This is a genomic window from Microbispora sp. NPDC046933 (assembly GCF_040644635.1).
In the GTDB taxonomy this organism is placed as follows: domain Bacteria; phylum Actinomycetota; class Actinomycetes; order Streptosporangiales; family Streptosporangiaceae; genus Microbispora.
This window is the reverse complement of sequence record NZ_JBEYWW010000009.1, coordinates 212,712-238,256: the sequence shown is the minus strand read 5'-3', so window position 1 is coordinate 238,256 and position 25,545 is coordinate 212,712. Positions and strand designations below refer to the sequence as shown.

Here is a 25,545-nt window from a genome sequence, read left to right as displayed (position 1 = left end):
GCTCCTCCATGATCTTCTCCAGCCAGTTGTCTCCGTCGCACCGCATTTGTATGGCGTTATTTGTAGCTGGGGTCTGACTGTTTCCATTGGAGCCACAAATCGGGCCGTAGAAGAAATGACTGTCGAGACGTCAAACGGCGCACTGCTGCGACGCCTCCTGGGGCCGCATTTGGCGCGAGAGACGGTCATAGTCTCTCTCCGGCCGGAAGCTGACTCGATGGCACATGCTTGGGCTGCCGCCTACGCCGGAGAACCCTCCTGGCTGGATAAGGACCTTACCGCCGCAGGATTGCCCTCCCTTGAGGCTTTCTGGGGGTGAGGTGGTCGATCCCATCGAGACGCTCATCGCCAGGGCCGCACGGGGCCACCTCTACGTGTTGTGGGACCTGTGGACGGCACTGCTCCGGGCGGCGGCCGATCGCGAGCACGCCGAGCGCACTCTCGACGCCCTGGCGGCGGCCCCGCCCTGGCTGTGGCCCGAACTCGACCCCGCCCGGCGTTCGACGTGGTACGCAGCACCCACAGTCGCTACGGCGCCTGAGCCACGCGGGCTGTGGCGCCGGCGTCGCAAGCCCGCGGTATCGGACACCCCGCTCGCCGTGCTGGCGGCAGCCTGCGCCCACGACGGTCACGAGCGGGAGCGCGCTGTCCGGCACTCCGCCATGCGCCACGATCCGCGGCTGCTGCCGATCCTGGTGATCCGTGCCGCCGACTGGGTGCCCGAGGTGCGGTCGGCCGCGGCGGACGTCTTGGACCAGGTTCTCGCGGCGCCCACCGCGACCGTCATGGAGACCGTCGCGCCGGTCGCCGTACGGCTCGGGGGACGGCGACGCGGCGAAGCGGTCGTCCGCATGGTGCGTGACGCGATCACGCGGGCGAGCGACGAGGTCCTCACGGCCCTGCGGAGCAGCGCCGACATCCCCACGCGCCGGTTCGCCTACCAGGCCTGCCTCGACGGCGGGCGTCTCGGCGAGGCGGACCTGGTTCACGCGGCGCAGCACGAGGAAGACGTGACCTGTCGGACGCTGTGCGCGGAGGCGGTCGCCGGGCTGGACCGTCCCGACCTGCTGCGGCTGCTCCTGGCGAACCGAGCGGCCCGGGTGCGCGCCACGGCGCTGACCGCCCTGGTGCGGCTCGGCGCGCCGCAGCACGGAGAGCGGATGCTCGGCGACCGCTCCCCGGTGGTTCGGCTGACCGCGCAGTGGGCGGTCCGGCGGGCGGGCGGCGACCCGGCGGAGTTCTACCGCCGGCTCCTGGCCGGCGGGCCCCGGCACGGCATCAGGGACCTGGTCGCCGGCCTGGGCGAATGCGGCACTCCCGCCGACGCCCGGATCGTCCTGCCGTATCTGGCCGACGAGAGCCCGCGCGTCCGGGCGGAGGCCGTACGCGCCGCGTGCCGCCTGGGAACGCGGGCCGACCTCGCCGCGATGCTCGTCGATCCCGCGCCGGTCGTCGTCCGCCACGTCGCCAAGGCTCTCCGCGACGCGCCTCCGCCGGAGGACCGGTTGTGGCCGTTGCTCGACGGCGGCCGTCCCCCGCACGTACGACGGGCGGCTCGCCGGCTGCTGGCCGGGACGAGCGTGTGGAACGCGCTCAAGGCCGACCTCGTTCTCCTGACCGGGCCGGACGAGTCGCTCCGCGAGCAGGCCCGGGCCGGTGTGGACGACTGGCTCGCGCGGCAGGCGGCCGGCGCGTACGCGGGACCACCCGAGCGGCTCCGCGAGTTGGCGGCGCTGGTCGAGAAGGCGTACGACGCGCTGGGCGAACGGACCGCGCACGTCCTGCGCTGGCACTTACGCATATAGGCCGATTTTCCGGCGCGAAGGCGGACAAGATCGGTAAGGTGCGCGGGTGGTCGGACCCCGATGGGCGCGCGTCGTGCCGCCGGCGCTCGTGGCCGTGCTCCTGATGGCAGGGCTCGCGGGCGAGCCGGACCTCATGGAGGACGCGGTGACGTGCTCCTCCGTGTCCATGGGCGACACCGTGTCGCTGTCCTGCGACGATCCCGAGCTCGAAGCCGAGATGAAGGCCAACGCGCTCACCCCGGAGGAGGCGAAGGCCATCGGCTGTCCGCCCGTCCAGTGGGACGACGACGACGAGAGCATCGCCTGGCCCAAGGAGACGCAGGAGCCGGTCTTCATGGGCGACGAGCCCGCGTACACCCCGCGTACGCCCGATCCTGCGGTCGCCGCGCGCGTGAACCAGGCGTGGGACCGGGTCGAACGCTGGCTGGGCGCGCACGCCTCGGCCACGCTGCGGCAGCTCAAGTTCGGCGCCGGCCCGCAGAACCTCGCCCGTTGGGAGGCCACGCACGACCGCCGGCTGCCCGACGACCTGTACGCCTCCTACCTGCGGCATGACGGCGCCGACGGCAACCTGGGCTCGGGGTTCCGGCTCCCGCCCTCCTACGGGCTGCTCGACCTGTCCGATATCGACTACATCAACTGGGGCAACTGCCAGGACCTGGTGATGGAGGGCGACCGGGACGCGGCCGACCCCGAGGACGGGGTGTGGCACGGCAGCCTCCTGGCCATCGGCAGTGATGCCCGCGGCCAGGAGCTGTTCGTCGAGCCGCGTACGGGGCGCGTGGGCGAGGCCAGGTCGCAGGAGAAGCTGAGGTACGACGGCCCGATGGGCTGGCCGTCGCATGTCGCGATGCTGGAGGCGCTGGCCGGCGCGCTGGAGCGGGGTGAGGCGCTGCGGGACTGGTATCCGGTGGTCACGGCGGGCTGCGAGCTGCGCTGGGCCGAAGACCCCGCCCCCGTGCGGCCGGGCTGCGCCGGCGGCCCCCGGCCGTCCCCCACCCCCACGCCCACAGTGGAGCCGACCCCGGAGAAGCCGACGGCCGAGGAACGGCGGGCCGGCGGGTGCCTGCCGGCCCGTCGTACGCCCCGGGTGCGGATGCCGGGGCCGCGCGTCACCGCCGAGGTGAACGCGGTGTGGCGGCGCATCGAGCGGTGGCTGGCCCGGAAGGCGCCCGCGACGTACAAGCTGCTGCGACCTGCGGCCCGCCCCCTGGACATCGCCAGGTCGGAGGCGGCGATGGGGCTGCGCTTCCCCGACGACCTGCGCGCGTCGCTGTTGCGGCACGACGGCGGCGGCTCGTGGGGGTTCGGGCCCGCCCCCTTCTACGAGCTGATGTCCGCCAAGCACATCCGCTCGGAGTGGAAGATGCTGTGCGACATCGGGGACGACTCGCTCGGCTACTGGTGGCACGGCCGCCTGATCCCCTTCGCCTACGCCAACGACGGCGGGAACCTCTTCCTCGACACACGTACGGGGAAGACCGGCGAGTTCTTCAACGAGGAGGGGATCACGCTGGAGGGCGACGTGGTGTGGCCGTCCTACCTGGCGCTGCTGAAGGCGACCACGAGGTCGCTGGAGACCGGCAGGCCGATCCGCGGCTGGCGGCCGAAGGTCGTCAAGGGCGAACTGCAGTGGGAGAGCACCACCCGACGGTGACGCCCCCGGGCCGTGTCAGGCGGGCCCGGGGGCTGCCCCGATCAGGTGACGGTCACCACCGCCTTGGCCTCGACCGTGCTGCCTGCCACGTGGCCGGTGACGGTGAAGGTGCCCGGGGCGGCGTACCGCTCGGGACCGACCGCGTCCCACGTGACCTTCACCCGGCTGTCCTTCGAGCCGTCGTTGTAGGTGGCGACGACGCTGCCGGGCAGCGACGGAGCCGTTCCGGCCCGCGTGGTCACGCTCTCCTCGGCGATCGAGGTGACGGTGACCGCGTCGGTGGTGCGCACGTAGACCGTGGCGTGGACCGCGTCGCGCACCCCCTCGGCCAGGCCCGCGACCGTGAAGCTGCTGCCGCCGGTCTTCACCTGGTCGAGCGTGACCGGCTGCCAGGTGACCTTGGCCGTGCCCCGCCCGCCGTCGGCGTACGTCGTCTCGACGGAGGCCGGCAGCTCGGGCAGCGTGTTCACCAGCGTGGGCACGTGCACGGGCCGCACGCCGTCGGGCCGCACCGCGTACGTCTTCCACTCCAGCAGTCCGACCGAGCCCTGCCCCGACTGGAGCACCACGCGCAGCCGGGTCGTGGTCACCGGGTCGAACGACACGGTGTTGTACGTGTCGGCGGCCACGGGGTAATCGGCCTGGATGTCCTTGAACGCGGCGCCGTCCCAGTACTGGATCTTCCAGGAGGCGGGGACCCGGACGCCGCCACCGTCGTCGAAGAAGTAGACGTCCGACTTGTGCACCTTCACGGGCGCCGGCCATTCGAGCTGCACCCACTGCGTGCCCTGCTGGGGCCAGGTGCCCCAGCGGGGGTTGACGGCGTCGTTGGACCGCGGCGGGTCGATGCCGTCGTTGACCGCGCTCACCTTCTCCCAGGGTGAGGTGTAGGAGGCGGTGGGCGTCGCGTTCGCGGCGACGTTCACGTCCTCGGCCTGCTCGGTCGCCGTGACGGTGACCGTCGTCCTGGTCGTCAGCGCGCCGTCCGTGGCGGTCAGCCGCACCCGGTAGGTGCCCGCCTTCGTGAACGAGACCGTCGTGCCCGTCGCGCCGGACGGGTCGCTGAAGAACGCCTCACCCGGCCCGTCGACGACGTCCCAGGCGGCGGTCAGCTGCCCGGACGGCAGCCCGTCATCCTTGACCACCGCGTTCAGGCGCACCTGGCCCGGCCGGTTCACGCTCTCGTCCTGGACGACCAGCGCGTACGGCGCCCGGTTCTTCCCGGACGGCGGCCGGCCACCGGTGGAGAACGCCTGCACCTCCTTCAGGCCGGTGGCGTACCCCGGCCGGTGGGTGACCACCACACGCAGCTTCGCCGTGGTGATCGACGGGAAGCGCACCTCGTTGAGGTTGGCCCGGGGGTAGACCGGCGACTTGGCCTGACCGGGCACGTCCTTCCACTCCGACCCGTCGAGGTACTGGACCGTGTAGAGCGCGGGCTCGCTGTATCCGCCCGTCTTGCGGTCGTTGGAGAAGTACAGCCGCACGTCGTCCACGGGCCGCGCCGAGCCGAGGTCCACCTCCAGCCAGTCGGACGCCTTGCCCGACCCCTTGCTCCCCCAGTAGGGCTCGTTGATCGTGAAGCCGTCCACCGCGCCCGCCGGGTCGCCGTACGAGGCGGTGGCGGACTTCACCAGGTTGGGCGCGTCGCTGTCGAGCGGCACCCCGGCCTTGGCGAAGAGGTCCTCGATCCTGTCGCCCTTCAGCTTGACCTCGGTCGGCGCCTTGAGCCGGCGCGCGGCCTCGCTGTGCAGCACCGTGCCGCCCTCGACGCGTCCTGTCGCGGGGTCCCAGACGGCGTGGGCCAGGCCCGCCAGGGTGACCTTGCGCCTGCCGTCGATGAAGATCGAGTAGCCCTCGGGCACGCCCCGGTACTTCACGTCGCCGTCCGGCTTGTCCCAGACGATCGTCAGGTCGTGGCCCCGGTAGTCGACGTCGTTGACCGTGAAGTGGTCCCAGCCGATGTCCACCGGCCACAGCTCGACCTTCGCGTCGTCACGCGGGCGCAGCCCCATGACGTCCTCGATGACCGTCCAGTTGCTGCTGCCGAGGATGGTGTGGTGGATCCAGGAGCGGTAGTCGATGCTCTTGGTCCGCGGGTTCCAGTTGGCCCAGAACTCGTTGGCGTCCGGCCAGCGGGTGTCGCCGCCGACGAACTGCGCCCAGGCGTTCCAGTAGAGCAACTGCTTGTACATCTCGGGGGTGATGTACGGCGAGGAGTACTCGTGCAGCGCCTTGGAGAACAGCGAGAAGTCCCGGGTCGAGTTGATCTGGGAGAAGTTGTTCGACCCCGGCTTGCCCTGGGCCGCCGCCTCGGCCTTGTCCTTCTGGTTGGCCGTGTAGAAGGGGAAGATCGGATACTCGGCGGGGTCGGTCCACAGCCGCAGCGCCTCGCGGTATTTCGGCTCGTCGGCCGGCACCAGCCCGGTGGCGAACGGGATGTAGTTGTTGGACTCCTTCCACGGGATCAGGTTGCCCGTGCGCAGGTCGCGGTGCTTGAACACCTTGTCCTTGTCGTCCCACAGCAGCGTCAGCACGCCGTTCTTGACCTTGTCGGCCACGCCGCGCAGCTCGGCCGCCTTGGCGGTGTCGCCGATCAGCTCGTACGCCTTCGCGGCGGCCGTCGCGTTGGCGTAGACGTAGGCGCCCTCGGCCCGCTCGTTGGCGCCGCCGTAGTAGTGGAACGACACGGCGTCCGCGTCGTTGCCCGTCATCGCCTCCCAGTCGTACTCGATGACGCCGTTCTTGTTGGAGTCGTACGCGTTGAGCTGGCCGTAGACGTCCTTCTCGGCGTACCGCGCCAGGTTGCGCAGGATGCCGGGCTGTCCGCCGTGCAGCCGGTAGCTCTCCAGCGCGCTGGCCGAGATGTACTGCGTGTAGCTGTTGCTCCAGTTCTCTGGGTCGCCGGGGTTGTCGGTGTACTTCGAGTTCTTGGAGACCTCACCCGCCGACACCCACGGCCCGTAGGAGTAGACGGGGTCGCGCAGATACTTGAGGTCCTGGATGAACATCGGCACGGTCAGCACGATCGCGTTGTTGTAGCCGAGCGCGCCCTCGACCGATGTGGGGAACTGGAAGTCGTTGCCCGGGATGTCCGCGTCGAGGAAGTTGAAGCGCATCAGCCACCAGCGGTAGTAGACGAACTTCTTGATGTTCTCGTCCGGCACGTCGATGTAGGGCACGTTGTCCGCCCACCAGGCGTTGTAGTCCTGCATCTGCCTGGTCAGCGCCTTCTCCGGCGAGCGTCCCTTGTAGCCGTCGTACTCCTCGCGGGAGCCCGGCAGCTCCTCGGTGACCAGCCCGAGCTGCACCTTGGTCCGCACGGTCCTGCCCGGGCCGACGGTCAGCGTGCCCTTCAGCGCCGCGCCGTCCACCTTCAGGCCGTCGCCGCTGAGCCGGGGAAAGATCGTGGTGAGCCGGTTCTTGGCGGTCACCACCCCGGTCAGCTCCCGGTCACCGTCCGCCGTCTTCGCGTACGGCGAGGTCACGGTCACCGGCACCGAGCGTTTCGCCGTGCCGGTGTTGGTGATCGCGAGCGTGGTGACCAGCACGTTCTCGTGCGTGATGAACTTCTCGACCACGACCGACAGGCCGTCGCCGGTATAGACGCCCTCCCAGTGGCTGGGCGTCTGCAGCCGCTCGGCGACGTTCTCCCGCAGGGCGGTGCCCAGGTCCACGGCGTACGCGTCGCGGTTGTCGATGCTCTCCCAGTAGGCGAGGCTGCCGCCGAACCCGATCACCGACGGGTCGTGCTCCTTCATGAACGCCGCCCTGCCCCGGCTCATCAGCCACGGGCCGGCCGGGTCGTCGCCCTTGCGGGCCAGCATGCGGTCGATCCAGTAGGAGTCGCCGCCCTTCTCCTTGTCGTAGATGGCCCGCATCATGCGCCGCGGGTCGTACTTCACCGGCTCGTCGGGAACCGGGTCGCCACCGGTGAAGACCGGCAGGCCGAGCTGGTCCTGGGACTGCGCCGGCAGGATCTCCGGCGCGGCCGACGCCGGGGTTGTGAGCGTTAACAGGCTGCCGCTCAGCATTGTCAGCGTTAACAGCCCGGCTGCCGCCGGGGTCCGCCAACGTGGCTTCATGACCTCTCCTTCCGGCATCCCCCCGCGACGCACAAAACGCACTAAAAGGTTTTCGGTAACGTAAAAGAAACCCGCAGCGCTGTCAACGGTCATGATCTAAGGACAGGTCAGAGGCGATCCGAGCGTTACGAAAAGGTTTTCGTGATCTTGAGAAGATATCGGCCGACGGCGCGATCACGCCAGCCGGGCGGCGATCCCGTCGAGGACGAAGTCGAGCCCGATCGCGAAACGTTCCCCGGGCGTGGGGCCGGCCGGACGGGTGAGCCATTCCGTGAGGTGAGGCAGGCGGCCGTCGGCGGCGGCCAGGTCGCGGAGCGTCGCGATGGCGGCATGCAGCCGGGCGTCGTCGTCCAGGCCGTGGCGCCGCTCCAGACGAGCCTCCTCGCTCTCCTGCAGGGCGCTGCCGAGGACGTGCCTGTCGATCAGCGCCGCATAGGTCATCGCATCACCGACGGTCGCCCCCTGCCGTACGAGGACGGTGAGCATGAACTCCAGCCTGCGCATCATGTGCGGACCGGCCGGAGGGCGGGCGTGGACCAGCACGGCGAACCAGGGGTGCCGCGACGTCATCCGCCGGGTCTCCAGGGCGAGCGTGCGCAGGTCGCCGCGCCAGTCGCCGCCGGGCTCCCCGGGCAGCGGGATCTCGACCCGAGGTCCCAGGCCCGGCCGATCCCCTGCAGATCATGCATCTGATGTCCGGCAAGCTCGCCATGCTCGGCTACCGGGACGGCGAACTCGCGGTCCGGCATCCGGCGGCGGACACCTTCGCCCTGCTCACCGCGCAGCTCGCGGGGGCCGGCCGGGTGACCCGGGTGCGGCCCGACGACCCGCCCGGCCTGTACGCGTTCGAGGTCGAGCGTGCCGGACGGAGGCCGCTACTGGTGCTGTGGAACCGGCGCGACACGGCCGACGACACAGCTGACGTCATGGTCGACGGGGAGGACCGGCCGCCCGTCCCCGTCTCCTGGCCCTGGCCCGCTTCCGCCGCGACGGCCGTGGACGCGTTCGGCCGGCCTCACGCCGTCGAGGTCCGCGAGCGGCGGCTGCGCCTGGCCGTCTCCGACACGCCGGTGTTCGTGAGCACCGTCGTCAGTCCCGGAACCTGATCGGATGCACGGCCTCCCGGCTCATCACACAGCAGGACCAAGGTGATGTCGATCGCATAAAGGGATCTTGTCGTCATACGGACACGCATGGAGATTTGCGGGGGATTTTCCACACCCCCCTCTGGAGGCTCTCCGTGCTGTTACGAGCAGCCGTCGCCGCCGTCGCCGTGACCGCGATCGCCGCGGTCCCGGCCCACGCGGCCACCGCCGCCCCGGCCATCACCGTCGACCAGGGACGGACCCAGCCGGTCTTCTCCTACGCCGACGCCGTCCGCGAGCATGTCTACGTCGAGTCGAGCGTCGACAGCGACTCCGACGGCCGTCTCGACCGGGTCAGGGTCGACATCATCAGACCCAGGGAGTCGGGGCCCGGGCTCAAGGTGCCGTCGATCATCGACGAGAGCCCCTACTACGACAACTCCGGGCGCGGCAACGAGGCCGAGCGCAAGGTGTACGACGCGGCGGGCGAGCCCGTCAAGTTCCCGCTGTTCTACGACAACTACTTCGTGCCGCGCGGGTACGCCGTCCTCAACGTCGACATGGTCGGCACCACCAAGTCCGACGGCTGTCCCGACGTGGGCGGCAAGGCCGACGTGCTGGGCGGCAAGGCGGTCGTCGACTGGCTGAACGGCCGCGCCGCCGCCTACCACGACGACGGCACCCCCGCGGTGGCCGACTGGAGCACCGGCAAGGCCGGCATGATCGGCAAGTCGTACGACGGCACGCTGGCCAACGCGGTCGCGGCGACCGGGGTCGAGGGCCTGGAGACGATCGTCCCGATCTCCGCCATCAGCTCCTGGTACAAGTACCAGCGCTCCAACGGCGTCATCTACAACTACAACTACATGTCGTACCTGTCCCGGGTGATCGACACCGACCCGGCCGCCAAGTGCGCGGCGAAGCGGGCCCAACTGGACGTGGACGCCGACGACGCCACCGGCAACTACAACGGCTTCTGGGCCGAGCGCGACTACGTCGCCGGATCGCTCGGCGACGCCTCGAAGGTGCACGCCAGCGTCTTCGTCGTGCACACCGTCAACGACCTGAACGTCAAGCCCGACAACTTCTCCGTGTGGTGGCAGGCGCTCGCCGACCGGAACGTGCCGCGCAAGATCTGGGTCGGCCAGTATCAGCACGTGGACCCCTTCGACTTCGAGGGGCGCCGCGACCTGTGGGTCGACACGCTGCACCGGTGGTTCGACCACTGGCTGCTCGGTGTGGACAACGGGATCATGCGGGAGCCCCGCGCCGACGTGCAGGTCGGCCCGGCCGAGTGGATCACCCAGCGCGACTGGCCGACGCCGGCCGCATCGACCCACTTCTTCCGCCCGTCCGCCGATGGTTCACTGAACCTCAACCCCGGCAGGAACGGCGAGACCGCGAGCTTCACCGACATCCGCCAGTCGGAGGACGCGATGGTCGCCGACGTCGGCACGGCCAAGCCCGGCCGGGTCTCCTTCACCACCGGTGAGCTGCCGCGCGACCTGCGCATGTCGGGCACGCCCGAAGTGGACCTGCGAGTCTCGCTCGACAGGCCGACCTCGAACCTCACCGCGCTTCTCGTCGACTTCGGCGAGGACACCCGGGTCGACTGGCGCCGCGGACAGGGCGTCACCACCCTCGCCGAGGAGGACTGCCACGGCGACAGCACCGCCGCCGACGACGGCTGCTACCGGAAGGTCGTCACCAACCTGGCCACCCGGCCGCTGGAGGTCGTGGCCCGCGGCTGGATCGACGCGCAGAACCGCGACTCGCTCTCCGAGTCGTCGCCGCTGACTCCCGGCACGTACGCGCAGGTCAAGTGGAAGACGCTGCCGCAGGAGTACGTCTTCAAGAAGGGCCACAGGATCGGGCTGGTGATCGCCGGCACCGACTCGAACTACAGCGGCGAGCGGGCCACCGGCACGACCGTCACCATCGACCTGCACAAGAGCCGGGTGCAGATTCCGCTCGTGCTCGGCGTCGGCCACGCGCTGAACGGCGGTGACATTCCCGAGGACAAGGGCACCTGGCACGGTCCCCAGCAGATCGACCTGCCGGTGCCGGACAACAAGCTCTACTGATCCCTGACCGTCCTTCGACACGGCGCCGGGACCCCCGTCCCGGCGCCGTCGTCCGAGCGGTTCAACGGTCCCCGCCTTCGTCGTAGTGTGATCGCATGACCGAGATCGTCGTGGAAGACGGCTCATGGACGGTCGATGTCGAGGCGGTGAAGATCACCCCCGGCAGCGGCCGCGACGTCCACGAGGTGCGCAAGGTCCTCGGGGCCCTGGTGGTGCCGTTGGAGGCCGTGGCGGGTGCCGTGTTCGAGCCCTCTCGCAAGGGCGGGCACCTGCGGCTGCGGCTGCGGCCCGGCGCGGACCCCCTGACCGAGGTCGGTGCCGGGCTGCTGGCCGCCCCCGCCGACCCCTACCGGCTGGCGATCCCCAAGGAGCGCAGAGCCGCTGCGGAGTACATGGCCGGCGAGATCCGCGATCTGGTGCAGCTGGCCCAGGTGCCGGAGGAGCCCTGTCCTGATTTCCTGTTGCCCGGTCCGGCCGTGCCGATCAGCGCCACGGCCGGTGACGGCACCGTGAGCTTCGACGGCGTCCGGGTCCGCCTGGAGTGGACGGGATTCTCGAAGTCGGTCAAACAGGCGGCCGGCGCGCAGGAGTTCCGGCTGTCGGATCTGACCGGCGTCGAGTGGAAGCCGCAATCGGGCCTGGCCTACGGGAGCCTGCGTTTCCACGTGCGCGGCAAGGGGCCGACCGGTCTGCCCGAGGAGGACCCGCGCTGCCTGTCCTGGGGCGTGCAGCGCTTCGGAGGGACGAGCGTGCTCGTCGGGGCCGCCGTGCTGGCGCGGCTGGCCCGCCACGCTCCGGAAGCGCCCGCCGCCCTCTCGCCCCCCGCCCCCGACGGTCGCGACCAGCTGAGCCGTGACCCGCTGAGCCGGGACCTGCTGATTCGGCGGCTCGCCGACCTGGGCGAACTGCACCGGAGCGGAGTTCTGACGGACGAGGAGTTCAGCGCGGCGAAGAAGGCGCTGCTGGACCGCGTCGCCGAACTGTAGGGGCCGGGCGGCGGGCGTTTGGACCTCTTCTGATCGGCAAACTGGTAGATCCAGGGTCAAGCCGACAGGAGAGGTCACCGTGCGTTTCCACGCCGACCTGCACATGCACTCCAGGTACGCCTACGCGTGCAGCAAGAACAGCGATCTGGAACAGCTGACCTGGTGGGCCCGGCGCAAGGGCGTCACGCTGATGGGCACGGGCGACTTCACGCACCCGGCCTGGCTGGACCGGCTCCGTACGGCTCTGGTGCCGGCCGAGCCGGGGCTGTTCCGGCTGCGCGACGACCTCGACCGCGAGGTCGCGGCGGCGCTGCCGGGCAGCGTGGCCGCCGCGCCCGTGCGGTACATGCTGTCGGTGGAGATCTCCACCGTCTACTCTCAGGGTGGCCGCTCCCGGAAGATCCACCACCTCGTCTACCTGCCCGGCTTCGAGCAGGTCGAGGAGTTCAACCGCGGCCTCGCCAAGGTCGCCGACCTCGGCGTGGACGGCAGGCCCACCGTCGGCATGGGCTCCCGTGACCTGCTGGAGGCCGTCCTGGCCTGCGGCGAGGGCGCCTACCTGGTGCCGGCGCACGTCTGGACGCCGTGGTTCGGCGTGTTCGGCTCCAAATCGGGGTTCGACGGCCTCGAGGAATGCTTCGGCGACCTCACCGAGCACGTCTTCGCGCTGGAGACCGGGCTGTCCGCCGACCCCGCCATGATGTGGCAGGTCTCCGGCCTCGACGGTTATCGGCTGGTCAGCTACTCGGACGCGCACTCGCCGCCCATCGTCGGCCGGGAGACCACGATCTTCGAGGCCGACCTGGACTACTTCGCGATCGAGCGGGCTCTGCGCACCGGCGCCGGCCTGTGCGGCACGACCGAGTTCTTTCCCGAGGCGGGCAAGTACCACGTCGACGGCCACCGCAAGTGCGGCGTGCGACTCGACCCGGAGCAGACGCGCAAGCTCGGCGGCCTCTGCCCGGTGTGCGGCAGGAAGCTCACCGTCGGCGTGCTGAGCAGGGTCGAGGACCTCGCGGACCACCCGGCGGGCAGGAGCCCGCGCGGCGCGGCGGGCTTCCGCAACCTGGTCCCGCTCCCGGATCTCGTGGCCGAGACCCTGGGGGTGGGCCCGAAGAGCAAGAAGGTGGGCGCGGAGACCGACAGGCTCGTGGCCGCGCTCGGCCCCGAACTCGCGATCCTCGGCGACCTCCCCCTCGACGACATCGCCGCCTGCTCGCCGCGCCTCGCCGAGGCGATCGGCCGTCTGCGGAACGGCGAAGTGACCAAGGACCCCGGCTACGACGGCGAGTTCGGCCGGATCCGCACCCTCGGCTCCCCCACGTGATACCTGGTGATCGCGTTCGCACACCTTTTGCATTCCTCGCCGTTACTGTCGCGCCTCTCCAAAAGGTAGTTGATCCGCGACATCCAGGTCTCCTTCGATAGTGACCACCACGATCCACGATCGGTCCTCAGCGAGGAAATAGTGGTGTTCTGGTATCTCAAGCAACGCGGCCACGACCGAATGCGCGTTATCGCTGGTGAAGCGTACGCCGTAAGGTGACAGCCCGTCGCCGACGTGTTCAACCGCCGAACCGGGACGAATGCGCTGACATATCTCCCTGGATGCCATGGACGTCAGCTGATCGTCGTCATCGGTCTCCCAGTGCCTATGCTTTCCCGGGGCTCGACCCCAATCGATTTTGGTCCCGGAGAACGGGAAGTACATGCCAACCCAGCCAATGACCGCCGACTCATCATTACGGTCCAGGTTGCGAAGCGGAGGAACGGCATAGACCGTCTCCTGCCAGTAGTCACCAGTCATCACAGTGGATTCGGTGGCGAACTCATGATGCGGCCCCTTCTCCTTGCCACTCCGAACATTAACGGGAGCGGGGGTCAGAGGTAGGTGACGCCGGTCAGGGCCTCGGCGGCGGTCCACAGGCGCCGCCCGACGCTCGGGTCGGCCACCTCCGTGCTGGGGCGGACCTCCACGACCCGGCCTCGCATCTCGAAGAAGCCGGAGGGCCCGAAGAACTGACCGCCGCGCACACCGGGCGCGGTGGCGGCGAAGAGCTGGGGCAGCGCCCCCCGCTCGGCCGGCTGCGTCACCAGCAGCCCGGATCGGGCGAAGATCCGCCCGATCCGTCCGCGGTGCTCCCAGGCCCGGGGGGTGAGATTGCTTCTGGACAGCCCGGGGTGGGCGACGACGCTGACGACCGGCGAGCCTGCGGCGCGCAGGCGGCGGTCGAGTTCGGCGGTCGTACGCATCTGCCTGGGAACGCCAGACCTACCTTCGGCGCGGACCTCACCGGCAGACTGTCGGCATGGCTGTCGACCACCCGTACGCCCGTGAGCTCGGCGACTTCCTGCGTGCCCGGCGCGGCCGATTGCGCCCGCAGGACGTCGGCCTGGAGCCGGGGCCCCGGCGCAAGGTGGCCGGCCTGCGGCGCGAGGAGGTCGCGCTGCTGGCCGGGCTGAGCACCGATTACTACCAGCGTGTGACTCCTCCGTCCCCTAAAGAGGACGGCTTCTCGCTTTCCCTGGCTCAGGTAGCCGGAGTAGGCGACGGCCAAGCCCGGCACCGCGGACGCCGAACGCCTCCAGCTGCTCGCGTCCCTGCGCGCCACCCGGGAGACGCGGAAAGCCCAGGCCGAACGGCCTGGGCTTTCCGACGAGGTGCGCCGCCAGGGACTCGAACCCCGGACCCGCTGATTAAGAGTCAGCTGCTCTAACCAACTGAGCTAGCGGCGCAGAGCTCTTAGAGGTTATCGCAGCCCTCCCAGCAGTCCAAATCAGAGCAGAACAGTCCAAATCAGAGTGGTCAAAATCGGGCTAGAGTAGAACAACATTCGGTATCAGCGGTTGGGAGCGCACATGTGGTTCGCCTCGCCTGACGAGGTCCGGGGGCGGCTGGCGGCCGTCGACTACCTTGCCGACGACGGGATCGCGACATCGGTGTTCCTGGCCGGAGCGCTGGGCAAGCCGCTGCTGGCCGAGGGACCGGCGGGGGTGGGCAAGACCCAGCTCGCCAAGGCCGTGGCGCAGGCCACCGGCGCCCGGCTGATCCGCCTGCAGTGTTACGAGGGCCTGGACGAGGCACGGGCGCTGTACGAGTGGAACTACAAGAAGCAGCTGCTGCGCATCCAGGCCGACGACGGCGCCTGGGACGACATCTTCTCCGAGGAGTTCCTGCTGGAGCGCCCCCTCCTGAAGGCGATCAGGAGCGAGGAGCCCACCGTGCTGCTCATCGACGAGACCGACAAGGCCGACGTCGAGGTCGAGGGGCTGCTGCTGGAGATCCTGTCGGACTACCAGATCACGATCCCCGAGCTGGGCACGATCACCGCCGCGCGCCGGCCCTACGTCGTGCTGACCTCGAACGCGACCCGGGAGCTGTCGGAGGCGCTCAAGCGGCGCTGCCTCTATCTCCACCTCGACTACCCCACGCCGGAGCGGGAGCGCGACATCCTGCTCGCGCAGGTGCCCGCACTGCCCGAGAGCATCGCCGACCAGCTCGCCCGTACGGTGGCCACGCTGCGGGCGCTGGAGCTGAAGAAGTCGCCCTCGATCGCGGAGACCGTCGACTGGGCGCACACCCTGCTCGCGCTGGGCCGTACGGAGCTGGACGAGGCGCTGATCGGCGAGACGCTGGGCGTGGTGCTCAAGCACAACTCCGACCAGGTGCGGGCCGCCAAGGAGCTCGGCCTGCCCTCCCGGTCATGACGACTCCGGCGTCCCTCGTGGACCGGCACGTGGGGTTCGTCCACGCCCTGCGGGAGGCCGGGCTGCCGGTCTCCCCGGCCGAGGGGCTCGACGCGGCCCAGGCGCTCATGGTCATCGACCTGGCCGAGCGTGAGACGCTCCGCGAGGCGTACGCCGCGACGCTGGTGAAGCGGCCCGCGCACCGGCCGGGCTTCGACATGCTCTTCGACCTGTGGTTCCCGGCCGTCGCGGGCGACGGCACGGCCACGGCGGTCCCGGAGGAGGCCGAGCTGCCCGAGCTGCGCGAGCGGCTGGCGGAATTGCTGATGGGCGATCCGGCCGACCCCGCGTTCCGGGAGTTCGCCCGGGCGATGGTCGGGCGGTTCGGGCAGGTCCAGGCCGCCCCCGGCAGGCAGTCGTGGTTCTCCTTCCCGGTGCTGCGCGCGCTGTCGCCCGAGACGCTGGTGGCCCGGATGCTCGCCGCGATGCTGGACGAGCGCGGCGGCCTGCCGGAGAAGGTCGCCCGGCGGCATCTCTCGCGGACCATCGAGGCGTTCACGGAGGCGGTCGCCTCCGACGTACGCCGCAGGATCGCCGAGGAGTCGGGGGTCGAGAAGATCGCCAGATCGGCGGTCCGGCCGCCGATCGACCAGGTCGACTTCCTGCGCGCGACCAAGGACGAGCTGGCCCGGCTCCGGCGAGAGGTCTACCCGCTGGCTCGCCGCCTGGCCACCCGGCTGTCGATCCGGCAGAAGCGGGGACGGCGGGGCCGGCTCGACTTCCGGCGCACCGTGCGTGCCTCGCTGTCCACGGGCGGGGTTCCGCTCACCACCCACCTGCGCCCGCCCCGCCCGCACCGGCCCGAGCTGGTCGTGCTGTGCGACGCCAGCGACTCGGTCTCCACGTTCTCGCACTTCACGCTGTTGCTGACGTTCGCGCTGCGGGAGCAGTTCACCAAGGTGCGGGCGTTCGCGTTCGTGGACACGGTGGATGAGATCACCGGCTTGTTCGCCCCGGGCGCGGACGTGCTGGACGCCATCGGACGCCTCACCGACGAGGCCGACATCGTCAGGTTCGGCCGCACCGACTACGGCCACGTCTTCGAGCGCTTCGCCGAACGGTTCCCTGACGCCGTTGGCCCCCGGACGTCGCTGCTGATCCTGGGCGACGCTCGGTCCAACTACCAGGCCCCGGCGCTGGGCACGCTGAAGCGGCTGGCCGGGCGGGCCAGGCACGCCTACTGGCTCAACCCCGAGCCCCGGGCCCAGTGGGACACCGGGGACTCCCTCGCCACGTCGTACGGCTCGGTCGTCCCCATGCACGAGTGCCGCAACGTCGCCCAGCTCGCCGCGTTCGTCGAGACGCTGGCCTGAAACGCCGGCCTGAAACGCCGGCCTGAATCGAGACCCTTCGCCCGAATCGATTCCGGCCCGCGTCCGCGTTGCTCAGCTCATGCGGCGCAGGATGCGGGCCGCCGTTCGGGCCAGCAGTTCGATCTGCTCCTCGGTGAACTCGGTGGAACCGTGCGTGCGGATCCAGCGGGCCACCCTGGCCGGGTAGGCGACGGTCAGCCCCTCTCCGTGCAGCACGCCACCCCTGGCCTTGATCTTCCCGCCGTGCACGGCGAGCACCGGGGCGATGGAGACCTCGATGCCGGTCTCCTTGGTGAGCAGCGCGGCCATCGAGCCGGCGGCGGAGATGAGGCCCTTGGCGACCGAGGTGCCGAACTTCTCGTCGAAGAACAGCCGCTCGCCATAGCGCGCGATCAGGGTGTCGGGCGACCACGCCTCGTTGTCCACGATCCACACGCCGCCAGGCCCGATGACGAGGTGGTCGATCGACGCCTCGCCCGGCACGGCCCGGCCGTCCATCACCCGGTAGCCGTGCCGGCGCAGCCCGAGACGCAGCAGCCGTCCGGTGCGCACCTCACCGCGGCGCTTGCCCCGCCACACGGCCGTACGCTCGTGCAGGCGCCAGGCGACGAACAGGTCCGTGCCGCCCGCGAGGGCGGCCAGCCCGAGGCCGGCGGCGAACATGTTCAGCCCGAGCCGCGGGCCCACCAGGTTGCCGACGACGAACCCCGCGAAGGTGATCGCGGCCCGGACCCGGATCCGGTTCTTGCGTCCGGCGAACCAGAACGTCTCGTACAGGTTCTGCGGCGAGGCGCCGGTGAACTTCTCGTCCCTCGGGACGTAAATGGACCCACTGGGCACGCGAACCCCCCACACTAGGCATGCGGCTTTCTCCGGGATACCCGAGCGGGAATCCCAACCCTCCTAAGGTGAGGGAAGTAGCGCAATTACGCCAGTGCCGACGCTTGACCGACCAGTCGGTATGCTTGACCCGAGAGACGAAGGAGGTCGGCATGGCCCGCCGCGCAGCTGGAGAGCGCCGCCTAACGGGGGATCGCGTCAACGGGGAGCGCCCCGCCAACGGGTCCCTGGAGGAGCCGGTGCGGCAGCGCCTGCTCGCCGAGGCCACCCGGCTGTTCGCCGAGCGGGGTTTCGAGAGCACGTCGGTGCAGGAGATCGTCGCGGCGGCCGGCGTAACCAAGGGCGCCATGTACCACTACTTCGATTCCAAGGACGACCTGCTCCACGAGATCTACGCCCGGGTGCTGCGCCTGCAGATGGAGCGCCTCAACCGCTTCGCCGACGCGGAGGGCCCGGTGGCCGACCGGCTGCACGCGGCGGCGATGGACGTGGTGGTGACCACGGTCGACAACCTGGACGACTCCAAGATCTTCTTCAGGTCGATGCACCAGCTCGCGCCGGAGACGTACAAGAGCGTGCGGGCCGAGCGGCGGCGCTACCACGAGCGGTTCCGCGACCTCGTCGTCGAGGGGCAGCGCGACGGCGTCTTCCGCGACGACATCCCGGCCGAGATGGTGGTCGACTTCTTCTTCGGCTCGGTCCACCACCTCGGCACCTGGTATCACCCCGACGGCCCGCTGACCGGCCAGGAGGTCGGCCGTCACTTCGCCGACCTCCTGCTCAACTCTCTGCGTCCGTAATCAGAGCGGCGCCGGGAGATCTGCCGGGCCGGCCAGCGCCTCACGATGGTCGCCCGGCGTGCCCAGCGCGATCTGGTCGGCCTTGGCCCGCTTGAGATACAGGTGCGCGGGGTGCTCCCAGGTCATCCCGATGCCGCCGTGGAGCTGCACGCACTCCTCGGCGGCGTGCACCGCCACCGCTCCGCAGTGGGCCTGCGCCACCGCGACGGCCATCGCCGCGTCGTCGCCGAGCGGTCCCGCCGCGGGCGCCTCCGCCAGCCGGGCGGCCGCGTTGCGCGCCGCCGCCCTGGCCCCCACGACCTCCAGCCACAGGTCGGCCAGCCGGTGCTTGACCGCCTGGAACGACCCCACCGGCCGGGCGAACTGCCGGCGTTCCTTCACGTACGCGACCGTCGTGCTGAGGCACCACTCGGCGACGCCGAGCTGTTCCGAGGCGAGCAGCCCGGCGCCGCGTGCCAGGGCCTCCCACACCCACGGCACCTCCAGCCCGTCGGCCCGCGCGACGATCCGCGCCGGCGCCGCCGCGAACGACACGGTCGCGATGGGCCGGGTCAGGTCGAGCGAGGTGACCGGCGTCACCTGGACCGCCGGGGACGCCTCGACCGCGCACAGCCCCACGCACAGTTCCGTTTCCTGGGGCAGCCGCACCGGGACGAGCAGGACGTCGGCGACCTCCGCGCCGATCACCCCGGTGACCGTGCCGGTCACCGTGCCGCCCTCGCCGAGGATGGCCCCGTGTTCATGACACGGAGTCGGCGGCGCGTACGGCGAGGCGGCGAACGACACCGCGAGCGCGGCCGTCGCCTCCCCGGCGGCCAGCCGTCCCAGCAGCTCTCCCGCGATGTCTCCCCCGGCCGTCAGCAGGGCCTGGGTGGCCAGGACGGCGCTGCTCAGGAACGGCACGGGAGCCACGGCCCGGCCCAGCTCCTCCAGCACGACGGCGGCCTCGCGGGCCGAAGCGCCGCCCTTGTGGGAAGCAGAGCCGCCGAGCTCCTCGGGGATCAGCAGCCCGGCCACGCCGATGTCGCGGGCCAGCGCCTTCCACAGCTCCGCGTCGTACGGCGTGCCGCCCGCCGCGGCCGAGTCGGCACGGTCGAGCACGGCGGACGGGGAGCACTTGTCGGTGAGCAGGTCGCGCACGGCGGCCCGCAGCTCCTCCTCCACCTCCGTGTACAGCAGCGTCATCGGGGGAGGTCCTTCCAGGCGACGTCCTTGTCGGCGCGCGGCTCGGCGGGCAGGCCGAGGACGCGTTCGGCGATGATGTTGCGCAGGATCTCGGAGGTGCCGCCCTCGATCGAGTTGCCCTTGGCGCGCAGGTAGCGGTAGCCCGCCTCGCGGCCGACGAAGTCGACCTTGTCGGGCCGGCGGAACGTCCAGTCGTCGTAGGCCAGGCCGTCCTCGCGGCGCAGTTCCACCTCCAGGCCCGACAGCTCCTGGTGCAGCCGGGCGAAGGCCAGCTTCGTGCCCGACCCCTCGGGCCCCGGATGCCCCGCGGCGAGCTGCTCGCGCAGCCGTACGGCCGTCAGGCGCATGACCTCCGAGTCCACCCAGAGCTTGAGCAGCCGCTGGTGCAGGTCGTGGGTGCGCAGCTCGGGCCGGGAGCGCCAGGTCTCGGCGACGACGCCCATCATCGTGCGCCGGGCGGGGGTGCCGCCGATCGCCACCCGCTCGTTCATCAGGGTGGTCTGCGCGACCCGCCAGCCGTCGCCCACCACGCCCAGCCGCAGCGAGTCGGGCAGCCGCACCCCGGTGAGGAAGACCTCGTTGAACTCGGCCTCACCGGTGATCTGGCGCAGCGGGCGCACCTCGACGCCGGGCGCGTGCATGTCGCACACGAAGTAGGTCAGCCCGCGGTGTTTGGGCACGTCCGGGTCGGTGCGGGCCACGAGGATGCCCCAGCGGGCGGTGTGCGCGCTCGACGTCCACACCTTCTGGCCGTCCACCACCCACTCATCGCCCTCGCGTACGGCGCGGGTGGCCAGCGTGGCGAGGTCGGAACCGGCGCCGGGCTCGCTGAACAGCTGGCACCACACCTCCTCGCCCGTCCACAGCGGCCGCAGGAAGCGCTTCTTCTGCTCCTCGGTGCCGAAGGCGAGGATCGTCGGGGCGGCCATGCCGAGGCCGATGCCGATCCGGCCCGGCTGGTTGTCGGGCGTGCCCTTCAGCTCCCGGTCGGCTACCGCCTGCAGCTCACGGGGCGCGCCGAGCCCGCCGAGGCCCTCGGGGAAGTGCACCCAGGCCAGCCCGGCGTCGAACCGGGCGCGCAGGAACTCCAGGCGGTCCATGGCCGCCGGGTCGTGCTCCGCGAGGAAGGCTCTGGCGCGCTCGGCGACCGACGCCTCATCCCATGCCACGACACATCACCCCATGTATTTCTTGAGCTCGCGGTAGGCCAGCGACCGCTTGTGGACCTCGTCGGGGCCGTCGGCGAACCGCAGCGACCGCGCGCCCGCCCACAGCGCCGCCAGCGGGAAGTCCTGGCTGATCCCGCCGGCGCCGTGCGCCTGGATGGCCTTGTCCAGAATCCACTCCACGGTCGCCGGACCGGCGATCTTGATGGCCTGGATCTCGGTGTGGGCGCCCTTGTTGCCGACCGTGTCCATCAGCCAGGCCGTCTTCAGCACCAGCAGGCGCAGTTGCTCGATGCGCACCCGCGACTCGGCGATCCAGTCCTGGATCACTCCCTGCCGGGCCAGCGGCTTGCCGAACGCCTCCCGCGTCAGCACCCGCCGGCACATCAGCTCCACGGCCCGCTCGGCCATGCCGATGAGCCGCATGCAGTGGTGAATCCGCCCGGGGCCCAGCCGGGCCTGGGCGATGGCGAACCCGCCGCCCTCCTCACCGATCAGGTTGTCCACCGGCACCCGTACGTCCTCGAACACCACCTCGGCGTGGCCGCCGTGGTCGGCGTCGTCGTAGCCGAAGACCGTCATGCCGCGCCGTACGGTGAGACCGGGGGTGTCGCGCGGGACGAGCACCATGCTCTGCTGGCGGTGCTTGGGCGCCTCGGGGTCGGTCTTGCCCATCACGATGAAGACCCGGCAGTTGGGGTTCATCGCGCCGGTGATGAACCACTTGCGGCCGTTGATGACGTACTCCCCGCCGTCCCTCCTGATGGAGGTCGCGATGTTCGTCGCGTCGGAGGAGGCCACCTCGGGCTCGGTCATCGCGAAGGCCGACCTGATCTCGCCGGCGAGCAGCGGCTCCAGGTATTCCTTGCGCTGCCACTCGCTGCCGAACTCCGCCAGCACCTCCATGTTGCCGGTGTCGGGGGCGGCGCAGTTGGTGGCGGGCGGCGCGATGGCGGGCGACCTGCCCATGATCTCGGCGAGCGGCGCGTACTGCAGGTTGGTCAGCCCGGCCCCGTGCTCGTCCCGCGTGTCGGATGGCGGCAGGAAGAGGTTCCACAGGCCGCGCGAGCGGGCCTCGGCCTTGAGGTCCTCCAGCATGGGCGGCGGGCTCCAGCCGCTGCCGGCCGCCTGTTCGTGGAAGGCCTGCTCGGCCGGGTAGACGCACTCGTCCATGAACTCCAGCAGCCGGTCGCGGTAGCGGTTCGTGGTCGCGTCGAACGCGAAGTCCATTCAGACCTCCATGAGCCCGCGGGCGACGATCGGGGCGACCTGGTCGCCGACCTCGGCGAAGCCCTCCCCCACCGTGAGCCCCTTCGTGTAACGGAAATGGATGCCCTCGGCGATCACCGCGAGCTTGAAGCAGGCGAGACCGACGTACCAGCCGAGCCGGGACAGGTCGCGGCCGGACGCCTCGCCGTAGTGGGCGGCCAGTTCGGAGCCGGGCGGCGCCTCCCCCGCCGCGCCGCGGTCGAGCGAGGCGACCTCGCCGTACAGGAGGAACAGCGCCAGGTCGGTGAGCGGGTCGCCGAGCGTGGACATCTCCCAGTCGAGCACCGCCCGCACCTCGCCGTCGGCGATGAGGGTGTTGCCCAGCTTGAAGTCGCCGTGCACGATCGCCGGCTTGCCGGAGGCGGGCACGTCGCGGGCGAGCCGCTCGTAGAGGTCGTCGATGCCGGGGACCTCGCGGCTGCGCGAGGCGTCGAGCTGCCGCTTCCACCGGGCGACCTGCCGCTCCAGGAAGCCGTCGGGCCTGCCGAAGTCGCCGAGCCCCACGCTCTCGGGGGTGATCGAGTGCAGCGCCGCCAGCACGTCCACCAGCCCGTGGGCGAGGGCGGGGGTGAGCGGCGGCTGCCCGCCCTCGACGTGCTCCATCACGTAGAAGGGCGCGCCGACGACCTCGGCGTCCCGGCACAGGTGGTAGGTGCGCGGCACCGGGACGCCGGTGTCCTGGAGCGCGCTCATGACCCGGTATTCGCGGCCCATGTCGTGCGCCGTCGCGAGGACGTGCCCGAGCGGCGGCCGCCGCACGACGTAGGTGCTCTCGCCGTCCCTGACGACGTACGTCAGGTTGGACTTGCCGCCCACGATCAGCTCGGCGGTGAGCGGCCCCCGGGTCAGGCCCTCACCGCTGAGGTGCTCGGCGAGGCGGGTGAGGTCGAGGCCGGGCGGGTCAGGATTCACGCCGTCAGCGTACCGACCAGACGGTATGTATGTCGACACGGCCACGGCGAAGTGGTCCTCGCCATTCCGCCTCAAGTGGCCATCCGCTCGAACTGTACGTCGCCGATAACGTCGGGCACATGACCGCGAAGATGCCCTCGCCGGCCGTGCTCGACGGCCACGTCGTACGCCTTGAGCCGCTCGCCCCCGGCCACGTGCCCGACCTGTTCCTCGCGGCGCAGGACGAGGAGGTCTGGCGTCACCGGCCGGAACCCGTGCCGGAGACCAAGGAGGACATGCGCCGCCTGGTGGACAAGTTGCTCGCCGACCCGCGCACCACCCAGTTCGCGGTGGTCTTCAAGGAGACGGGCCGGGCGATCGGCTCGACCGGCTACTGGGACGTCGGCGGCTTCGACGAGAGCGTGGAGATCGGCTCCACGTGGTATGGCAGGGCCTACTGGCGCACCGCCGTCAACACCGAGTGCAAGGTCCTGCTGCTCGACCACGCCTTCGCCCTGGGGTTCGTCCGCGTGGTGCTGAAGACCGACATCCGCAACCTGCGGTCGCAGGCGGCCATCGAGCGCATCGGCGGCGTGCGGGAGGGCGTGCTCCGGCGGCAGTACCGCCGCGCGGACGGCACCTGGCGCGACAGCCCCCTCTACTCGATCCTCGACGACGAGTGGCCCGCCCACCGCGCCCGTCTGCTGGCCGCCCGTTAGACGGGAGTTTCTCGCGATCACCGTTTCACCTGGCCCCGCGTTGTCCTCTACGAAGCTTCTCCTCGTCGATCTCCATCGGGGAACACCCACGGCATGACCGGCGAAACCTACCTTCCCGAGGCGATGCGGAGAAGCTCCCGGAAGGCGGCGTCGAGCTCTTCGAGGGTCGGCACGTCCCCCGCCCCCACGACCGCGTCGAACAGCAGCCCCTCGACGTAGGCGACCATCTGCCGGCCATGCCGCACCGGGTCGGGCGAGCCGGCGGCGGCCAGCGCCGCGACGGCCTGCTCCCGGAACCGGCGCCCCATCTCGTCGTATGTCTTGCGCAGCTCGGGGCGCCGGCTCGCCTCCAGCGCCAGCTCGTATCGCGCGATCGTCGTCTCGCGGTGCACGGTGATCGCCGCGTGCATCGTCCTCGCCATGAATTCCGCCAGCCGCGCAACGTCGCCCGCACTCTCGGGCATCCCCCCATCGAGTGGCATCGCGGCGGCGAACACGGCCTCCTCACGCTCGGTGAGCCGGGCCAGCGCGAGTTCCAGCAGCGCCGCCCGCGTCCGCGCGTGGTTCGAGGTGGAGCCCGGCGGCAGCCCCGCGGCCTCGTCGACCGCCCGATGGGTCAGGCCACGCATCCCCCGCTCGGCCAGGATCGCGATGGCCGCGTCCGCGACGAGGGCCTCCCGCTGACTGCTCACCCGCTCATCGTAGAGGCGGACTACAGCTGTAGTACGCTCACTACAGATGTAGTGACGAGGAGGCGGGCATGGCGCACGCAGTGGTGGTCGGGGCGGGCATCGGCGGGCTGACGGCGGCCCTCGCCCTGGCACGGAAGGGCTGGTCGGTGACGGTCCTGGAGCAGGCGGCCTCGATCGAGCCGGTGGGCGCCGGGCTGGCGGTCGCGCCCAACGCGCTCAGGGCGCTCGACGTGATCGGCGCCGGGGACGACGTCAGGAAGCTCTCCGCGATCCAGGGGCAGAGCGGCATCCGCGTGCCGGACGGCCGCTGGCTGTCGCGGACCACCGCCGAGGACGCCACCGCCCGGTATGGCGATCCGATCGTGCTGCTCACCCGGTCGGCGCTGGTCGGCATCCTCGCCGGCCGCCTGCCGAGAGGCGCCCTGCGGGTGAACACGCGTGTCGCCTCGGTCGACCCGGCGACCGGCCGCGTCACCGTGCCGGGGGCGGAGACGATCCAGGCCGATCTGGTCGTCGCGGCGGACGGGATCAGGTCCCGGATCCGCTCGGCCCTGTTCCCCGGGCATCCCGCACCGGTCTACGCGGGCGTGACGAGCTGGCGGGCCATCGTGCCGCTGCCCGGCGTGACCGGCGCGTCGGAAACCTGGGGGCACGGGCTGGTCTTCGGGGTCATGCCGCTCGCGGGCGGCCAGGTGTACTGCTACGCCACCGCGGCGGTCCCGGCGGGGCTGCGCGCGGCGGACGAGAGGGACGAACTGCTCCGGCTGTTCGGCCGCTGGCACGACCCGATCCCGGCGCTGCTGGACGCCGCCGACCCGGCGGCCGTGCTCCGCCACGACATCCACTGCCTCGACGCCCCGCCGCCCGCCTTCCACACGGGACGGGTCGCGCTGCTGGGCGACGCGGCGCATCCCATGACGCCCAACCTCGGACAGGGGGCCTGCCAGGCCATGGAGGACGCCGTCGTGCTCGCCGACCGGGTTTCGCCTCAGGGAGATCTCGCCGCCGGACTGGCGGCCTACAGCCGGGAACGGCTGGCGCGGACGACGCCGATCGTCCGGCGGTCGCGGGCGATCGGCCGGCTCACCCGGTGGCGCGATCCGCTGGCCGTGGCCCTGCGCGACGGCGCGATGCGCGCGGCGGGCCGGCTCGGGCCGAACGTCGCGATCCGCCAGTTCGACAAGGTCTTCGACTGGCGTCCCTGACCGGCCGCGCGCGGGA

At 71.1% G+C, this 25,545-nt stretch carries 21 protein-coding genes, 1 tRNA gene and 1 pseudogene; 12 read left to right on the top strand and 11 right to left on the bottom strand.

Annotated elements, in window-relative coordinates:
• The first annotated feature begins 320 nt into the window (after positions 1–320).
• Together ABZ857_RS15055 and ABZ857_RS15050 are read left to right on the top strand one after the other, a co-directional pair.
• A complete protein-coding gene (locus tag ABZ857_RS15055; RefSeq protein ID WP_357043086.1) occupies positions 321–1,805 on the top strand; it encodes a hypothetical protein in 1,485 nt (494 codons plus the stop codon).
• A gap of 46 nt (positions 1,806–1,851) precedes the next feature.
• Positions 1,852–3,462, top strand: coding sequence for an SMI1/KNR4 family protein (locus ABZ857_RS15050; RefSeq protein ID WP_357043084.1), 1,611 nt, complete (start codon positions 1,852–1,854; stop codon positions 3,460–3,462).
• Between the two features lie 41 nt (positions 3,463–3,503).
• On the opposite strand, the gene ABZ857_RS15045 is transcribed toward ABZ857_RS15050, so the two are convergent.
• On the bottom strand, positions 3,504–7,547 hold the full coding sequence (locus tag ABZ857_RS15045; protein ID WP_357043082.1) for a discoidin domain-containing protein: 4,044 nt from the start codon (positions 7,545–7,547) through the stop codon (positions 3,504–3,506).
• Between the two features lie 174 nt (positions 7,548–7,721).
• The gene (locus ABZ857_RS15040; RefSeq protein ID WP_357043151.1) at positions 7,722–8,183 is read right to left on the bottom strand and encodes a TetR/AcrR family transcriptional regulator C-terminal domain-containing protein; all 462 of its coding nucleotides are present in this window, start codon (positions 8,181–8,183) and stop codon (positions 7,722–7,724) included.
• Between the two features lie 47 nt (positions 8,184–8,230).
• Between ABZ857_RS15040 and ABZ857_RS15035 the strand changes: the two genes are divergently transcribed.
• From ABZ857_RS15035 to ABZ857_RS15020, 4 genes are all read left to right on the top strand, one after another.
• Positions 8,231–8,653, top strand: coding sequence for a hypothetical protein (locus ABZ857_RS15035; RefSeq protein ID WP_357043080.1), 423 nt, complete (start codon positions 8,231–8,233; stop codon positions 8,651–8,653).
• Positions 8,654–8,787: 134 nt separating this feature from the next.
• The gene (locus ABZ857_RS15030; RefSeq protein ID WP_357043078.1) at positions 8,788–10,716 is read left to right on the top strand and encodes a Xaa-Pro dipeptidyl-peptidase; all 1,929 of its coding nucleotides are present in this window, start codon (positions 8,788–8,790) and stop codon (positions 10,714–10,716) included.
• A gap of 95 nt (positions 10,717–10,811) precedes the next feature.
• The gene (locus ABZ857_RS15025) at positions 10,812–11,702 is read left to right on the top strand and encodes a DUF4429 domain-containing protein (RefSeq protein WP_357043076.1); all 891 of its coding nucleotides are present in this window, start codon (positions 10,812–10,814) and stop codon (positions 11,700–11,702) included.
• Between the two features lie 79 nt (positions 11,703–11,781).
• Positions 11,782–13,029: an endonuclease Q family protein gene (locus ABZ857_RS15020; protein WP_357043074.1), complete on the top strand. Its 1,248-nt coding sequence runs from the start codon at positions 11,782–11,784 to the stop codon at positions 13,027–13,029.
• Between the two features lie 42 nt (positions 13,030–13,071).
• Here the strand turns inward: ABZ857_RS15020 and ABZ857_RS15015 are convergent, their stop codons facing one another.
• On the bottom strand, positions 13,072–13,509 hold the full coding sequence (locus ABZ857_RS15015; RefSeq protein WP_357043072.1) for a hypothetical protein: 438 nt from the start codon (positions 13,507–13,509) through the stop codon (positions 13,072–13,074).
• Positions 13,510–13,583: 74 nt separating this feature from the next.
• Positions 13,584–13,955: a hypothetical protein gene (locus ABZ857_RS15010; RefSeq protein ID WP_357043070.1), complete on the bottom strand. Its 372-nt coding sequence runs from the start codon at positions 13,953–13,955 to the stop codon at positions 13,584–13,586.
• A gap of 56 nt (positions 13,956–14,011) precedes the next feature.
• Here ABZ857_RS15010 and ABZ857_RS15005 point away from each other — a divergent pair.
• Positions 14,012–14,188, top strand: a pseudogene (locus ABZ857_RS15005) (transcriptional regulator); the annotation flags it as partial.
• Positions 14,189–14,364: 176 nt separating this feature from the next.
• Here the strand turns inward: ABZ857_RS15005 and ABZ857_RS15000 are convergent.
• Positions 14,365–14,438, bottom strand: a tRNA-Lys gene (locus ABZ857_RS15000).
• Positions 14,439–14,561: 123 nt separating this feature from the next.
• Here ABZ857_RS15000 and ABZ857_RS14995 point away from each other — a divergent pair.
• Together ABZ857_RS14995 and ABZ857_RS14990 are read left to right on the top strand one after the other, a co-directional pair.
• Complete coding sequence (locus ABZ857_RS14995; RefSeq protein ID WP_357043068.1) at positions 14,562–15,410, top strand: MoxR family ATPase; 849 nt, start codon at positions 14,562–14,564, stop codon at positions 15,408–15,410.
• Complete coding sequence (locus tag ABZ857_RS14990) at positions 15,407–16,762, top strand: VWA domain-containing protein (RefSeq protein ID WP_357043066.1); 1,356 nt, start codon at positions 15,407–15,409, stop codon at positions 16,760–16,762. Before ABZ857_RS14995 ends, ABZ857_RS14990 begins: the two co-directional genes overlap by 4 nt.
• Positions 16,763–16,834: 72 nt before the next feature.
• On the opposite strand, the gene ABZ857_RS14985 is transcribed toward ABZ857_RS14990, so the two are convergent.
• A complete protein-coding gene (locus tag ABZ857_RS14985; RefSeq protein ID WP_357043064.1) occupies positions 16,835–17,602 on the bottom strand; it encodes a nuclease-related domain-containing protein in 768 nt (255 codons plus the stop codon).
• A gap of 152 nt (positions 17,603–17,754) precedes the next feature.
• On the opposite strand from ABZ857_RS14985, the gene ABZ857_RS14980 reads away from it, so the two are divergent.
• Positions 17,755–18,402 (top strand): TetR/AcrR family transcriptional regulator, encoded by a 648-nt coding sequence (locus ABZ857_RS14980; protein WP_357043062.1) that lies wholly within the window; start codon positions 17,755–17,757, stop codon positions 18,400–18,402.
• On the opposite strand, the gene ABZ857_RS14975 is transcribed toward ABZ857_RS14980, so the two are convergent.
• The 4 genes from ABZ857_RS14975 to ABZ857_RS14960 are packed head-to-tail and all read right to left on the bottom strand — an operon-like array spanning position 18,403 to position 22,934.
• Positions 18,403–19,587: an acyl-CoA dehydrogenase family protein gene (locus ABZ857_RS14975; protein WP_357043060.1), complete on the bottom strand. Its 1,185-nt coding sequence runs from the start codon at positions 19,585–19,587 to the stop codon at positions 18,403–18,405.
• Positions 19,584–20,756, bottom strand: a complete 1,173-nt coding sequence (locus ABZ857_RS14970; protein ID WP_357043058.1) for an acyl-CoA dehydrogenase family protein — start codon at positions 20,754–20,756, stop codon at positions 19,584–19,586. Before ABZ857_RS14970 ends, ABZ857_RS14975 begins: the two co-directional genes overlap by 4 nt.
• A gap of 6 nt (positions 20,757–20,762) precedes the next feature.
• Positions 20,763–21,983 (bottom strand): acyl-CoA dehydrogenase family protein, encoded by a 1,221-nt coding sequence (locus tag ABZ857_RS14965; protein WP_357043056.1) that lies wholly within the window; start codon positions 21,981–21,983, stop codon positions 20,763–20,765.
• A complete protein-coding gene (locus ABZ857_RS14960) occupies positions 21,984–22,934 on the bottom strand; it encodes a phosphotransferase family protein (protein ID WP_357043054.1) in 951 nt (316 codons plus the stop codon).
• A 119-nt stretch (positions 22,935–23,053) separates the two neighbouring features.
• Here ABZ857_RS14960 and ABZ857_RS14955 point away from each other — a divergent pair, with 119 nt between their 5' ends.
• The gene (locus tag ABZ857_RS14955; protein WP_357043052.1) at positions 23,054–23,632 is read left to right on the top strand and encodes a GNAT family protein; all 579 of its coding nucleotides are present in this window, start codon (positions 23,054–23,056) and stop codon (positions 23,630–23,632) included.
• Between the two features lie 107 nt (positions 23,633–23,739).
• On the opposite strand, the gene ABZ857_RS14950 is transcribed toward ABZ857_RS14955, so the two are convergent.
• Positions 23,740–24,324, bottom strand: a complete 585-nt coding sequence (locus ABZ857_RS14950) for a TetR/AcrR family transcriptional regulator (protein WP_357043050.1) — start codon at positions 24,322–24,324, stop codon at positions 23,740–23,742.
• A gap of 68 nt (positions 24,325–24,392) precedes the next feature.
• On the opposite strand from ABZ857_RS14950, the gene ABZ857_RS14945 reads away from it, so the two are divergent.
• Positions 24,393–25,529, top strand: a complete 1,137-nt coding sequence (locus ABZ857_RS14945) for an FAD-dependent oxidoreductase (protein ID WP_357043048.1) — start codon at positions 24,393–24,395, stop codon at positions 25,527–25,529.
• The last annotated feature ends 16 nt before the right edge of the window (positions 25,530–25,545 follow it).